Source organism: Miniphocaeibacter halophilus, assembly GCF_016458825.1.
In the GTDB taxonomy this organism is placed as follows: domain Bacteria; phylum Bacillota; class Clostridia; order Tissierellales; family Peptoniphilaceae; genus Miniphocaeibacter; species Miniphocaeibacter halophilus.
Genome location: NZ_CP066744.1, coordinates 2,011,268 through 2,025,014 on the forward strand (window position 1 = coordinate 2,011,268; position 13,747 = coordinate 2,025,014).

General features: G+C 26.6%; 14 protein-coding genes. 1 reads left to right on the top strand and 13 read right to left on the bottom strand.

Translation table 11 applies throughout. The annotated features are described in order from the left end of the window. Nucleotides 1-4: 4 nt before the first annotated feature. Nucleotides 5-622: a transcriptional repressor LexA gene (gene lexA / locus JFY71_RS10030; protein ID WP_243660651.1), complete on the bottom strand. Its 618-nt coding sequence runs from the start codon at nucleotides 620-622 to the stop codon at nucleotides 5-7. A 160-nt stretch (nucleotides 623-782) separates the two neighbouring features. Between lexA and yneA the strand changes: the two genes are divergently transcribed. Continuing rightward, nucleotides 783-1,085, top strand: a complete 303-nt coding sequence (yneA, locus tag JFY71_RS10035) for a cell division suppressor protein YneA (protein ID WP_243660652.1) — start codon at nucleotides 783-785, stop codon at nucleotides 1,083-1,085. 27 nt (nucleotides 1,086-1,112) lie between these two features. Here yneA and JFY71_RS10040 read toward each other — a convergent pair whose 3' ends face one another. The 12 genes from JFY71_RS10040 to JFY71_RS10095 all read right to left on the bottom strand — a co-directional run bounded on the left by JFY71_RS10040 (nucleotide 1,113) and on the right by JFY71_RS10095 (nucleotide 13,726). After that, nucleotides 1,113-2,066 (bottom strand): tyrosine recombinase XerC, encoded by a 954-nt coding sequence (locus JFY71_RS10040; protein ID WP_243660653.1) that lies wholly within the window; start codon nucleotides 2,064-2,066, stop codon nucleotides 1,113-1,115. A gap of 184 nt (nucleotides 2,067-2,250) precedes the next feature. Beyond that, a complete protein-coding gene (locus JFY71_RS10045; RefSeq protein ID WP_243660654.1) occupies nucleotides 2,251-3,441 on the bottom strand; it encodes a pyridoxal phosphate-dependent aminotransferase in 1,191 nt (396 codons plus the stop codon). A 5-nt stretch (nucleotides 3,442-3,446) separates the two neighbouring features. Continuing rightward, nucleotides 3,447-4,277 (bottom strand): PHP domain-containing protein, encoded by an 831-nt coding sequence (locus JFY71_RS10050; RefSeq protein WP_243660655.1) that lies wholly within the window; start codon nucleotides 4,275-4,277, stop codon nucleotides 3,447-3,449. 578 nt (nucleotides 4,278-4,855) lie between these two features. Next, the gene (gene rny, locus JFY71_RS10055) at nucleotides 4,856-6,400 is read right to left on the bottom strand and encodes a ribonuclease Y (RefSeq protein ID WP_263457731.1); all 1,545 of its coding nucleotides are present in this window, start codon (nucleotides 6,398-6,400) and stop codon (nucleotides 4,856-4,858) included. Between the two features lie 132 nt (nucleotides 6,401-6,532). Beyond that, on the bottom strand, nucleotides 6,533-6,766 hold the full coding sequence (locus tag JFY71_RS10060; protein WP_243660656.1) for a P-loop NTPase family protein: 234 nt from the start codon (nucleotides 6,764-6,766) through the stop codon (nucleotides 6,533-6,535). 35 nt (nucleotides 6,767-6,801) lie between these two features. Continuing rightward, nucleotides 6,802-7,188: a hypothetical protein gene (locus JFY71_RS10065; RefSeq protein ID WP_243660657.1), complete on the bottom strand. Its 387-nt coding sequence runs from the start codon at nucleotides 7,186-7,188 to the stop codon at nucleotides 6,802-6,804. Further along, nucleotides 7,188-7,424 carry a hypothetical protein gene (locus JFY71_RS10070; protein ID WP_243660658.1) on the bottom strand — a complete coding sequence of 79 codons (237 nt, stop codon included), beginning with the start codon at nucleotides 7,422-7,424 and terminating at the stop codon, nucleotides 7,188-7,190. Before JFY71_RS10070 ends, JFY71_RS10065 begins: the two co-directional genes overlap by 1 nt. 5 nt (nucleotides 7,425-7,429) lie before the next feature. Then, complete coding sequence (locus JFY71_RS10075) at nucleotides 7,430-8,872, bottom strand: hypothetical protein (RefSeq protein WP_243660659.1); 1,443 nt, start codon at nucleotides 8,870-8,872, stop codon at nucleotides 7,430-7,432. Further along, complete coding sequence (locus tag JFY71_RS10080; protein ID WP_243660660.1) at nucleotides 8,869-9,837, bottom strand: metallophosphoesterase family protein; 969 nt, start codon at nucleotides 9,835-9,837, stop codon at nucleotides 8,869-8,871. The genes JFY71_RS10075 and JFY71_RS10080 overlap by 4 nt, the downstream gene beginning before the upstream one ends. 45 nt (nucleotides 9,838-9,882) lie before the next feature. Then, nucleotides 9,883-10,935 (bottom strand): recombinase RecA, encoded by a 1,053-nt coding sequence (gene recA, locus JFY71_RS10085; protein ID WP_243660661.1) that lies wholly within the window; start codon nucleotides 10,933-10,935, stop codon nucleotides 9,883-9,885. A 13-nt stretch (nucleotides 10,936-10,948) separates the two neighbouring features. After that, nucleotides 10,949-11,491, bottom strand: a complete 543-nt coding sequence (gene pgsA / locus JFY71_RS10090; protein ID WP_243660662.1) for a CDP-diacylglycerol--glycerol-3-phosphate 3-phosphatidyltransferase — start codon at nucleotides 11,489-11,491, stop codon at nucleotides 10,949-10,951. Further along, the gene (locus tag JFY71_RS10095; protein ID WP_243660663.1) at nucleotides 11,492-13,726 is read right to left on the bottom strand and encodes an FtsK/SpoIIIE family DNA translocase; all 2,235 of its coding nucleotides are present in this window, start codon (nucleotides 13,724-13,726) and stop codon (nucleotides 11,492-11,494) included. Between the last annotated feature and the right edge of the window lie 21 nt (nucleotides 13,727-13,747).

Below are 13,747 nucleotides of genomic sequence, written 5' to 3' on the forward strand. Positions count from 1 at the left end.
TTTTTTATATGTCTCTATATAAGCCTATAACCTTACCTAATATTTCAACTTCTTTTACTATAATGGGAAACATTGTTGAATTTTCAGGTTTTAATTCAACATGGTCATTTCTTTTATAGTATCTTTTTACTGTAGCGGATTCATCTATCATGGCTACTACAATATCACCATTATTTGCGGTTTTCTGTTGTCTTACTATTATTTTATCCCCATCGAGTATACCGGCTTCTATCATAGATTCACCTTGTACATTTAAAATAAATAAATTTCCCTTTGTAGAAAGCTCTATTGGTAGGGGAAAAGTATCCTCTATATTTTCCAATGCTAAAATAGGTTCACCAGCAGTTACTTTTCCTACAATAGGAACATCGAAAGTTTCCTTTTTTGAATTCATTTCATCATAATCTGTATCTATAATTTCAATAGCTCTATTTTTTAAAGGATCACGTCTTATATAACCTTTATCTTCAAGTTTAACTATATGACTATGTACAGTAGAAGTAGAACTAATATTTAGTTTAGTACATATTTCTCTAATGGCTGGGGGATAGCCTTTATATTTAATATAAGATTTAATATAATTTAATATATCTGCTTGTTTTTTTGATAAATCATCATACATATTTTAACACCTCAAATTTTCTTAAATAAAGTATATCATATTAAAACTTTACTAACAAACAATAGTTCTAATTAAACACGAACAAACGTTTCAAATATTTGACAAGCGAACAAATATTCGTTATTATATATATTATAAGAACATATGTACGGAGGATGTTATGAAAAAATACAAAATAGTTAATAAATTTAAATTTTATAGTTTTATAACTATTTCTTTAGCAATAATTCTATTTTTAGTTCTACTATTTTTTAATATAGGTAGCTCTTTAGGATCTAATTTTAATAAAATAGAATATGAATACTATACTATAAGGGATAATGATACAGTTTGGAAGATTGCAGAGAAGTATAATAACAAGAAGATTGATATAAGGGATTTTGTTAGTATTATTATAGATGAGAATGATTTGTTTGATTCAAATATTATTCCAGGGGAAAAAATAAGGATACCTATGATTTAAATCATAGGTATCCTTATTTAAATTATATTATAAATCTCCTAATGGATTTTTATTAATTGCACTTCTTAAACTTTCATTATCAACATGAGTATAAATCTGAGTCGTAGCCACTGATGTATGACCAAGGATTTCTTGTAATATTTTTATATCAACATCTCCATGTTTATACATTAAAGTAGCTGCTGTGTGCCTTAGTTTATGAGTAGAGTATATAGTAGTATCAAATCCGGATAATTCTAAATAGTAATCAACTCTACGTTGTATTGCTCTATTACTCATTTTGCTTTTTCTAATACTTAAAAAGAGAAACTCATCATCTGTTTCTGGGCGAACTTTTAAGTATTCATCAATAGCTGTATTACATGATTTGTTTAAGTATATGGTTCTTTCTTTATCTCCTTTTCCTATAACTTTTAAAGTATCATCTTTAATATCTGATAATTTGATATTTGAAAGTTCTGATAATCTCATTCCGCAATTTAGAAATAGAATTAAAATAGCCTGATCTCTTTTTCTAATAATTTCATTTTCTACATTTTGAACAGATTTAATTAATCTAATAGATTCATCTAGAGTAAGGTAGACGGGATTACGTTTTTGTTTTTTTGGTATTTCTAATTCTTCACTAGGGTTGGAATCTATTATTTTTCTAATATTTAGTAAATATTTAAAGAAGGATCTTATGCTAGACGCTTTTCTAGCTCTTGTAGTTGCGCTATCGTTATAATTTCTATCGAGAAAAGCTAAATAGGAATGTATGTCTGATAGTTGAATTCTTTTTAAATATTCTTCTGGAAAATTAGAAATGTCAATATTATCTATATTATTATTTACAAATTCTTTAGTATTAAATCTGTAGGTAATAAATTTCAAAAATTTAGAAATATCATAACCATATTCCTTAGTAGTATTAGGGGAGCGACCCTTAATAGTTTCCATATAGTCCAAATAATCATTTAATATTAATGGATAATTTAACAAGGTGGAACCTCCTTAAGATTTTTAAGTAGTCACAAAATAATAGTTTTGTGACTACTTAAACTATAAACCAAAATATAATAATTGTAAAGAGAAAATTACAATATTTATGAAAATGGCCATTTAAAACTATTAAATTATGAAATACTAATATGTTATGTAAGATAAAAAAGTAAACTAGACATACCTAGTTTACTTTTTTAGAAAGATCAATTAATCTTTCTAGAGCTTTTCTTATAGTGTCTTCATCAGTAGCATAAGAAATTCTTATATAATTATCATTTCCAAAAGCGATTCCCGGCAAAATAGCTACTTGAAATTTATCTAATAATATATTAGCCAAATCAGACGCATTCTTTATTTCTAAATCATTGTATTTTTTCCCAATGAAATATTTTATATTAATAAAACCGTAGAAAGCTCCTTGTGGTTTAATCATATCTAATGTACCAGAGTCATTAATTAAATTATATACTAAATTAGAACGATTTTTAAACTGTGTAATCATATCTTCTATTTCGTTTTGTTCCTCTTTTAAAGCAATATAACCGGCATATTGAGCTATTGAATTTGCACAAGAAGTTGCATGGCTTTGTATTTTATTCATTAATTTAACTAAATCGCCATTAGCAGCGCAATAACCTAAACGCCATCCAGTCATTGCATAACTTTTAGAAAAACCACCAATAGTAATTGTAATATTTTTAATTTGCTTATTGAAGGAAGCAATGCTATGATGTTGACTAACAAAATTTAATCTTTCATAAATTTCATCTGAAATAATAAAAATCTTGTTTTTTAATGCCCAATTTGCAATGTCCATTAGTTCATTTTTAGAATAAACAGCACCAGTAGGATTAGATGGATTGTTTATTATAAGAACCTTACTTTTATTAGTTAAATATTTATCTAAATCGGAAACAGTTACTTTAAAGTCATTATCGTAACTAGTTTCTACAGTTATAGGCACTCCACTTGCAATTTTTGTCATTTCAGGATAGCTGACCCAAAAAGGAGTGGGAATTAATACTTCATCTCCAGGATTACAAATAGCCATTAAAGCATTAAGAAGAGATTGTTTTGCTCCAGTTGAAACTATAATATCATTAGGAGAGTACTCTAATTTATTAAAATTCAAAAGTTTTTTACATATTTCTGTTCTTAATTCAAGTGTTCCATTTGCTGGAGTATACCTTGTCAATCCCTTGTTAATAGCCTCAATCCCTGCCATTCTAATGTATTCTGGAGTATCGAAATCGGGTTCACCAGCTGTCAAATCAAGTACCGGTATTCCTTCTTGTATTAAATTTTTTGCTTTTGTTGAAAGAGCTAAAGTCATAGAAGTTGCTAAACTTTCAATCTTTTTACTATAATTCATTTATTTTACATCCCCTCTGTTCTTATTTTATGTAAAGCTTTAATTCTTTTAATATTTTTTTTATTTAAAATAAATTTTCCTATATATTTAGAACCGTTGATTATTTTACCATGACAATCACTGCCGCAAGTTTCTATTAAGTGGTATTTATTAGAAATGTTGTAATATTTTTCTATTTGCTCTAAAGTATGTTTTGAATTAATAATTTCAAGACCATCAATGCCTCCATGTATTAATTCATATACAATATTATCATCTCCAATATCTCCCGGGTGAGCTAATATGGACACACCTCCAGAAGATTTTATAGCTTGAAGAATCTCCTTGTAGGAGATGGATATTTTTTCCACATAGGCCAAACCTTCACTACCTAGATATTTTTCAAAAGAATTTACTATAGAGGAAGAATAACCTTTATCCACAAGAATTTGAGCCAGATGACTTCTACTTATTATATCTTTTTTGGAGTATTCTTTAATTTCTTCATTACTAATATTAATTCCTGCTTGTGATAATTTATTTAATATTTTCTTAGTTCGTTCTATCCGATTCCTCTTAGATCTTTCGACTATGTCTATAATATTTTTATTATTAATATCAATATAGTAACCTAGAATATGTACTTCTCGTCCTGCCATGGTGATTCCAAATTCTATTCCAGGAATGAAATCTAGATTATGGGATTTGGCTAATGTATTAGCTTCTTTAATACCATTGAAAGTATCGTGGTCCGTTAAGGAGAATCCCTTTAATTGAAGATCCAATATGGAGTCTAAAATTTCTTTAACTGAAACTATTCCATCGGAATAGATAGAATGTAAATGTAAATCATACATTATAATCTCCTTATTTATATTGTAAAAATAAATTCAAGTATATTCTATTATAGTATATAAAGTAGTAAATGTCTTATAAAAATAAAATTAAAACATATTAGCTAAATAACTCTATTAAATATAGTTAATTAGGAATTTTAAATTTAAGGATTAAAAAAGATGATTTAAAATCAAAAAATTACAAGGGCAGATTATATTTAAGTAATATAAATTAGATTTTATTAAAGAATAATGGAATTTCATAGTTAAATATAAATAAATTACCTTTAAACATTGATATTAAGCCGTTTGGCTTTAAATTGTCGTTTAAGCTTATATTAAAAGAAAAGAGTAGTAAACTATGACTACTTTTAACCATAAATAAAAAAATAGAGTATTTTATAGTCATTTAAATCTTTTCTTGTAATAATTAAAAATTTAATGAAGCCAATAGAAAATTATCAGGCAGCTATATAGCTGCCTGATATAAAAGTAGTTTGTTATTTTATTGTACACCAACACCATTTGACAAAGAACCTATATTATTATCTTTAAAATAGAATAAAAAAAAACTATTACAAATGTAATAGTTTGATTTTCTATTTTGCATAATCTGTTACTCGGCTTTCCCTTATAACATTTACTTTAATTTGACCTGGATATTCTAGTTCATCTTCGATTCTAGCAGAAATATCCCTAGCCAATATAATCATTTCATCTTCAGAAATTTCTTCTGGTTTAACCATTATCCTTAATTCTCTACCAGCTTGAATAGCATAGGATTTGTCTACTCCTTTAAAGGAACTTGAAATTTCTTCTAGACTTTCTAATCTTTGAATATAATTTTCAATAGCTTCTCTTCTAGCGCCTGGTCTTGCAGCTGAAATTGCATCAGCAGCTTGTACTAAAACCGCTTCTATGGTTGTAGGTTCAACATCGCCATGATGTGATTCAATACAATTAATAACTTCTGGTTTTTCTTTAAATCTTTTAGCAGCTTGGACACCTAATTCAACATGAGGGCCTTCAATTTCATGATCTATTGCTTTACCAATATCGTGTAATAAACCGCCTCTTTTAGCTAGTTTAACATCTGCTCCTATTTCAGCAGCCATCATTCCTGCAATATTGGATACTTCAATAGAATGTTTTAAAACATTTTGACCGTAACTTGTTCTGTAATGTAATTTTCCTAATAATTTTACAATTTCAGGATGGATTCCATGTACATTGGTTTCATCACATGCATTTTCCCCGTTAATTTTAATAGTAGCATCAACTTCTTTAGTTGCTTTTTCTACCATTTCTTCAATTCTAGTTGGGTGAATTCTTCCATCTAAAATTAATTTTTCAAGAGCAATTCTTGCGATTTCTCTTCTAACAGGATTAAAGGCTGATAAAACTACAGCTTCAGGTGTATCATCGATAATTAAATCAACACCAGTTAATGTTTCAAAAGCTCTTATATTTCTTCCTTCTCTACCAATAATTCTACCTTTCATTTCATCATTAGGCAATGAAACAACCGATACGGTAGATTCAGCTACATAATCAGCAGCATATCTTTGAATAGATGTGGTGATTATTTCTCTGGCATAAGAATCTGCCTTGTCCTTGGTTTTAGCTTCTAACTCCTTAATAATCATAGCTTGTTCATGAGTAACTTGTTCTCTTAAGTCATTAAGTAAAACATTTTTAGCTTCATCTTGAGTTAAATTAGCAACTCGTTCTAATTCTTGAAGTTGTTTATCTACAATTTCTTGAATTTCTTTTTGTTTAATTTCAATATTTTTCATTTCAGTGTCTAATTTAGCATTTTTCTTCTCTAAAATATCACTTTTACGTTCAAGATTTTCTTCTTTTTGTAGAATTCTTTTTTCAGATTTTTGAATTTCTAATCTTCTTTCTCGATTTTCATTTTCTTGCTCGGTTCTTAATTTAAAAATTTCATCTTTTGCTTCTACTAACATAGCTTTTTTAGTTGAATCAGCTTCTTTATTAGCATCTTCAATTATTTTTGCTGCATGAATTTCAGCACTTCCGATATGCTTTTCGGAAATATTTTTTCTCATTAAAAAACCGACTAACAAGCCGATTATAAGGGTAATAATACTAGCTATTGTAGTAATTAATACGTTATTCAAATAACGCACCCCCTAAATAATATTAAATTTTCAATATTCATAAAAATATAACAAAATATTAAAATTTTGTTATATTTTACATACTAAGTATAAGCTTTTGCAGCTTAAAAGTCAAGAATTCCACTTTAACAATCAAAAGTTTATTGTTTCAGTTTTTGAAATCATATCCTCTTTAATTATTCTATATCCTTTATTGCCAATTGAAGCAATATGTTCATTGTGAGAAATTAAAATTATTTGTTTATCAAATTCTTCAGATACCTTTTTTATAAAATTTGATACATTAAATATATAATCCTCACTAACGTGTTTAGCTGGTTCATCCAAAACTAATGGACCATCTATAGTTGGTTTATATTTTAACAAAAAAGCTAATCGTAATGCTAAGGAGAGTATATCTATTACTCCTCCCCCCTACTATCCTGAATCTTGTATTTATATATATTATCATCTTGTTTTTCTAGTATAAAAAATTCAGCACTATTTTTACCTCTTAATTGACTTAGTTCGATTTCAAACTCTAAATCATTATTAAAAACCAATTTTAAACAGCTAGTTACAATTGACTTAATTTGTTGGCTGGCTTGTTCTCTAGAAAAATCAGCAGTTTGTTTTAATAAAGTATCTACTAATAACAAATCTTGGTTATTTTCAACCAACTTGTTTATTCTTTTATCTATTCTATTTATATTATTTTCAATAGCTTTTTTTTGTCCAAGATTTAATTGATACTTTTCTTTTTTAGAATTAAAACTAGATATTATTTCATTATAATCTATATCAATCATTAAATATCCTCTGATAATAGTTTGCTTGCTTCAAACAGTAATCCATCTATTTCATTTTCTAAATTAGCTATTTCAATTTCCAAATTTTCAGGTTCTACTCCCAATTTCTCTATTTCAGCCAAAAGTTCTTCTCTTTGTTTATTTAAACTTTCTAAAGTAGATTCTGCTCTTGCTCTTTTAATTTTTGCATCATCTAATCTATTTTTTAAGTTACTAATTTCTTTACTATAATCCATTTTATTTATACCTCATATTCACTAATAATTTTATTTAAATGATTTTCATCTAAATCATTGAAACAATAGGGACATATAGAAGATTCTTTTAATAAATCAATATATTTTTCAAGAATTTTATTATTAACCATAGACTCTGTCTTAATAGTATCTTCTAAATAAAGTATTTTTTTATTAATCTCTTCTAGATTTTCCTTATATTTATTTAGTTTTTCATAAATAATTTCTAAAGAAGTGCTTTTATTGTATTTTAAAGATAAGTCATCTATATTTTTAAATTGTTTTATATAAATATTACCATTTTTAATTCTACTATTAATCTCAATTAAATTTTTATTTAAATTAAATAGTTTTATATATTTCTTTTCTAAACTATCTAATTTTTTTAACTGTATACTTAGATTATTTACCTTATTGGATTTTATTAAAGAAAGAAATCTTTCAATATTATAATTTAATGGTACTAATTTATTATGAATTGATTGTAATTTACTGTATTTATTGGATTTTTCAACTATATCTTCATATTTAACAATAACATTGTTTAAGTTTTTTGTTTTGCTAAGTATTGAATTATATTTATTAATTTCATTATTAACTGATAATAATTTAAGATTAATATTTCTTAAATTATTGCGTTTAGTCAAAATTGAAGAAGATTTCTCAACTATATTTTCATAATTTAAGAGATTTGCAAATTTATTAATATATATATTATAATCATTAATTTGGTTTTGAATATTCAGATAAGAACTATTAATTCTTTTATATTTTTCTAATAGTATCTTTTTCTTGTCTATTTCACTTATAATATTACTAATATATTTAATTTCCTCTAATTCAGAATCCAAGAAATCATAATTTTTCAAATTCTCTAGCTGAATATCTTTTTCTTTTTCTAATGATTTTTTTTCAGCATTTATTTCATTGATGTCTTTAGATAGTTTGTTCAAAGCTAAATCTACCTTTTCAATTCCAGCTAATTTACCAATAGCTACAGCCTTAATTGATGGAGATTCTGTTAATAGGAAAGGACTTTCTAACTGATCGGAAATATTTAATGCAATTAAATTATTACCATCTAATTGAACTTTTGATATATTTGTAACATCTATTACTTCTTTTGGAACTTTAGTTCCAAATCCTTCAAATCTTTCTACTTCTCCAGCTGGATAAGTTATTTCATAATAATTTTTGGATTTACTACGTCCTCTTGTAATTATAATTTCATTATCAAAATAAAGAATAATTTTAGCTTCTTTACTATTTTTTCTTATGAAGTCAATTCCAGATGGCTCATTGAATAAAACCCATTTTAAAGCACGAATAACAGCAGTTTTACCACTATCAGAAGGACCAATAATAACATTGACCTTATTATCAAAGTATAAATCTGTATATTCATGGGATTGAAAATTGATTATTTCCATTCTTCTTAAATAAGTCATTTTTTATTAACCTCGATATCTTCTATTCTTTTTAACGCTTCTTCCAGTATTCTTTTAGGAAAGTTATTTTTTTCTGATATTTCTTTTAATATATCATAAATATTATAACTTTCTAAGTTACTACTTTGGCGAACTAAAAGTTTGAAATCCTCCAGTGCTTCAGATTTTAATTTTTCATAATTATTATTTATTTTTAAAACATCTTCTCCAGGTAAGGCTGATTTTAATGGAATTTCTTTAATATTTATTCCTTCCTTTGAAATATCCATAATGACTACCTCTGGAATTCTTTTTAATTCAGGTTTACTACTGTTAGTCCTAAGTAAACTACCAGGATTTATAAAATATTTGTTATTTATATTTTTAACTCCAAAACCTGTATGATAATGACCAGATAAAACTATATCAGCATCAATTTCTAAAATCTCTTCAATTAAAGTATGACTTACTGAATCGACAAAGGGTTTGTCTATTAAAAAACTATGAATTAAAAAAATATGATAGTCAACATCTTCTAATCGTTGTGGGAAATAATATTTTTTGTATTCACTATCAATATCATATATATATGGACATCCGGATAATTGAATACGTAAATTTTCTTCTTTTAATATAATAGGATCATCTTTATTAATAAGGGTTACAATATCTAAAGTATTTAATAATCCTAACATTGATCTATCGACAGTATTTGGATTATGACCATAAATATCATGATTTCCACTAATTATATAAATTGGTTTATTAAAAGATTTTAAAATGTTTGCAAATTTACCTATGATCCTTACAGGAATATCTGGTCTGTCAAATAAATCACCACCATGTAATACATAGTCAATATCATATTTATTGATTAATGAATTTATTTCAGCAAATTTATTCTCTATAGTTTCTAAAAAATTATCTTTTCTTGAAACAGGATTTGTTGATCTTATATGAGTATCTGTAAAAAATAAAAATTTCATAAATCACCTACAATAAGACCTCCTTATTTGTAAGGAGGTCTTTAATTATTCTTCAATATTTATCTCTTTTTCAACTATGTCTTCATTGCCATTATTAATATTATAATGAGCATAGGTTTTTTTAGAAACTTCATCTAGTATTTCTGGATGATTTTCTAAGAAATCTTTTGCTTTTTCCCTACCTTGTCCCAAACGTTCCTCATTGTATGAATACCAAGCACCTGCTTTATTAATAATACCAGCTTCAGCAGCCATATCTAACAAGGCACCGACTTTAGAAATTCCGGTTCCATACATTATATCAAATTCTACTTGTTTAAAAGGTGGAGCTACCTTATTTTTCACCACTTTAACTCTAGTTCTATTTCCTACTATACTATCCCCATCTTTTATAGCCTCAGCTCTTCTAACTTCCAATCTAACACTGGAATAGAATTTCAAAGCTCTACCACCTGTTGTAGTTTCTGGATTCCCGAACATAATACCAACCTTTTCTCTTAATTGGTTTATAAATACAACAGTAGTATTTGATTTTGCTATTACTCCAGTAAGTTTTCTTAGAGCCTGTGACATTAGTCTAGCTTGTAAACCAACATGGGAGTCACCCATATCCCCTTCAATTTCAGCTCTTGGAACTAATGCTGCTACTGAATCAATAACAACTATATCTAACGCACTACTTCTAACAAGAGATTCTGTTATTTCTAAAGCTTGTTCACCTGTATCTGGTTGGGAAACAATTAGTTCATCTATATCTACACCAAGATTTGTAGCATATTGAGCATCTAAGGCATGTTCTGCATCAATGAAAGCTGCTATTCCTCCGTCTTTTTGTGCTTCAGCAATTACATGAAGTGCTAATGTTGTTTTTCCTGAAGACTCAGGACCATATATTTCTACAACTCTTCCACGTGGAATTCCTCCAATACCTAGGGCTATATCTAAATTAATTGCACCAGTAGAAATGGAAGCTATATTTTGCTTAGGAGTATCTCCTAAAAGCATAACAGAACCTTTACCAAATTGTTTTTCAATATTTTTAAAAGTATTTTGTAATGCTTGGTTTTTGTCTTTATCATTTGTAAAATTTAATGACATATTATTATTCTCCTTAAATATTATCTAAATCTAATACATGTATATTTTTTATTAAATAATCTATACCAGATATAATTGTTAATATAACTGAAATATAATATACAATACTTATAATAAACGTTGGAATCCAAAATAAAATGCTTCCACTAAATAGAATCATTATAATTGCTAAAAATTGTGAAACAGTTTTAAATTTACCCCAAAAACTTGCAGCTATAGTAATACCGTTAGAAGCTGCTAAAACTCTAAATCCTGTAATAATAAATTCTCTTGCGACAACAATGCAGACAGTCCAAGCTGGTATTAATCCTAACTCTATAAACATGATTAATGCAGCTGTTACTAACATTTTATCAGCAAGTGGATCTAAAAATTTACCAAATGTTGTAACTAGGTTACGGCTTCTAGCTAAATGACCATCAATAAAATCCGTTAAAGAAGCAATAACAAAAACAAGCCCGGGTATTAAGCTATCAATACCTAGTACCATAAGTAATATAATAAAAACAGGAATTAATATTAATCTAAAAATTGTAAACTTATTTGCAATATTCATCTATTCACCTATATCCTTTAAATAATCTTTCCCAACTAAAATCTTTCTAGGTTTACTTCCTTCATACCCGCTAACTATACCCATCTCTTCCATTTCATCAATAAGTCTTCCAGCTCTAGCATAACCTATTTTCATCTTTCTTTGAAGAAGGGATATAGATGCTGAATTTTCATCTAAAATTATTTTCACAGCGTCTTTAAATAGTTCATCGGTACTTTGTATATTTTCAGAAGCTTCTTGTTTTTTATCGATATCCTCTATTATATTTTTATCATAATCTGTTATATTTTGATTTTTCAAGTAACTTACTATTTTTTCCACTTCACCATCAGAAATAAATGCTCCTTGTATTCTAACAGGCTTAGATACATTTGAAGGGAAGAAGAGCATATCGCCTTTACCTAATAATTTTTCTGCACCTGATGTATCCAAAATAGTTCTTGAATCTATTTGTGATGAAACAGCAAAAGAAATTCTAGAAGGAATATTTGCTTTAATTGTACCGGTAATAACATCTACTGATGGTCTTTGAGTAGCTACAATTAAATGAATTCCACAAGCTCTTGCCATTTGTGCAAGTCGAGCGATTGAATCTTCAACCTCTCCAGCTGCAACCATCATTAAATCTGATAATTCATCTATAATTATTACAATATAAGGTAATTTTTCTAAACTATTGTCCGAATTTTTTTCATTATATGATTTAATATCTCTGACATAATTTTCAGAAAATATTTTATATCTTCTTTCCATTTCTGTAACAGCCCAATTTAAGGCAAAATTAGCTTTTTTAGCGTTAGTTACAACGGGTATAGCTAAATGTGGTATTCCATTATAAACGCTTAATTCAACTACTTTTGGGTCAATTAGAATCATTTTAACGTCATCGGGCTTAGCTTTATAGATAATACTCATTATAATTGTATTTATACATACTGATTTACCACTTCCTGTTGCTCCTGCAATAAGTAAATGGGGCATTTTATCTATAGAGGTTACTATAGATTTTCCAGAAATACTCTTTCCTAAAGCTATAGGCATTAATGAGTTAATTTGCATAAATTCTTTAGAATTTATTATTTCTTTAAAATAGACATCTTCTTTATTGATATTTGGTACTTCTATTCCAACAACGGACTTACCCGGTATAGGAGCTTCAATTCTTATATCTGATGAAGCTAATGTCATAGCTAAATCATCGGATAAATTAACTATTTTACTAACTTTAACTCCAGGAGCAGGTTCTAATTCATAACAAGTAACTGTTGGTCCCTTATTTATTTCCACTACAGAAGCATCAATTCCAAAACTAGAAAGGGTACTCTCAATTTTTTTTGCTTTGTTTAATACTTCATCCTTACTATCACCCTTTGATAAATAAGGATCTTTTAGAAGCTCTAAAGGTGGAAACTTATAGGGAGTTGTTTCTTTTTCAATTTCAACAGAAAAATCTTCCACAGATAGTTGTTCGATTTCTCCATCTAATTCTTCTAAATTAGAATTATCAATAATATTTTTAGATTTAGGAGAATTGTCACTATAGTCATTTATAACAATATCTTCTACTTCTATTTTGTTTTTATTATTATTCTTAGATTTATTATTTTTTATAATTGAAGATTTGTTATTATTAGGAATATTTATTTTCTTTATTTTATTGGAAATTTTTTTAAATAGATTTGCAATTCCAATAAAAAATTGTTTTATTTCTTCTAATAGTTCTTTAAAGGATATATTAAAAATATAAATTCCTGAAAAAATAATATAAAAAATCGTTAAAAGATATATTCCTATTTTACCTATTGAAATAAGTAAATAATGTGTAATAAATGCTCCAATAATTCCTGCACCTAAATAGTTACTAGATAATATTTTTGAATTTTCTAATCTCATATTTAAAATAGTTCCAGTATTCATATTTAAATCTATTAAGATTAAAGAAATAACAAATAATCCATATAATAATAAAAATATGTTTATCAATTTTTTATTTAATTTATTAAAAATATAAACTAAAGAATTAATAATTATAATTATAGGAAGTATGTAAGAACCTAATCCTAGTAATTTAAAATAATATTTTTTAAAAAAGTCTCCTATAAATCCTGTGTTATTCCCAATTAGAAATATATATGAAATAAATATTAGGACTGTAAGTACAATTACAATATTTTTAGGATTTAACCCTTTAGAATATTTATTTTTTTTATTTTTCTTTTTCTTTTTTTTGGCCATGTAATATCTCCTTGTGACATT

Bases quoted from the DNA above. Each gene is read 5' to 3' on its own strand.
- lexA (WP_243660651.1), bottom strand. From the start codon at position 622: ATGTATGATGATTTATCAAAAAAACAAGCAGATATATTAAATTATATT.
- yneA (WP_243660652.1), top strand. From the start codon at position 783: ATGAAAAAATACAAAATAGTTAATAAATTTAAATTTTATAGTTTTATA.
- JFY71_RS10045 (WP_243660654.1), bottom strand. From the start codon at position 3,441: ATGAATTATAGTAAAAAGATTGAAAGTTTAGCAACTTCTATGACTTTA.
- JFY71_RS10050 (WP_243660655.1), bottom strand. From the start codon at position 4,277: ATGTATGATTTACATTTACATTCTATCTATTCCGATGGAATAGTTTCA.
- JFY71_RS10065 (WP_243660657.1), bottom strand. From the start codon at position 7,188: ATGATTGATATAGATTATAATGAAATAATATCTAGTTTTAATTCTAAA.
- JFY71_RS10070 (WP_243660658.1), bottom strand. From the start codon at position 7,424: ATGGATTATAGTAAAGAAATTAGTAACTTAAAAAATAGATTAGATGAT.
- JFY71_RS10075 (WP_243660659.1), bottom strand. From the start codon at position 8,872: ATGACTTATTTAAGAAGAATGGAAATAATCAATTTTCAATCCCATGAA.
- JFY71_RS10080 (WP_243660660.1), bottom strand. From the start codon at position 9,837: ATGAAATTTTTATTTTTTACAGATACTCATATAAGATCAACAAATCCT.
- recA (WP_243660661.1), bottom strand. From the start codon at position 10,935: ATGTCATTAAATTTTACAAATGATAAAGACAAAAACCAAGCATTACAA.
- pgsA (WP_243660662.1), bottom strand. From the start codon at position 11,491: ATGAATATTGCAAATAAGTTTACAATTTTTAGATTAATATTAATTCCT.
- JFY71_RS10095 (WP_243660663.1), bottom strand. From the start codon at position 13,726: ATGGCCAAAAAAAAGAAAAAGAAAAATAAAAAAAATAAATATTCTAAA.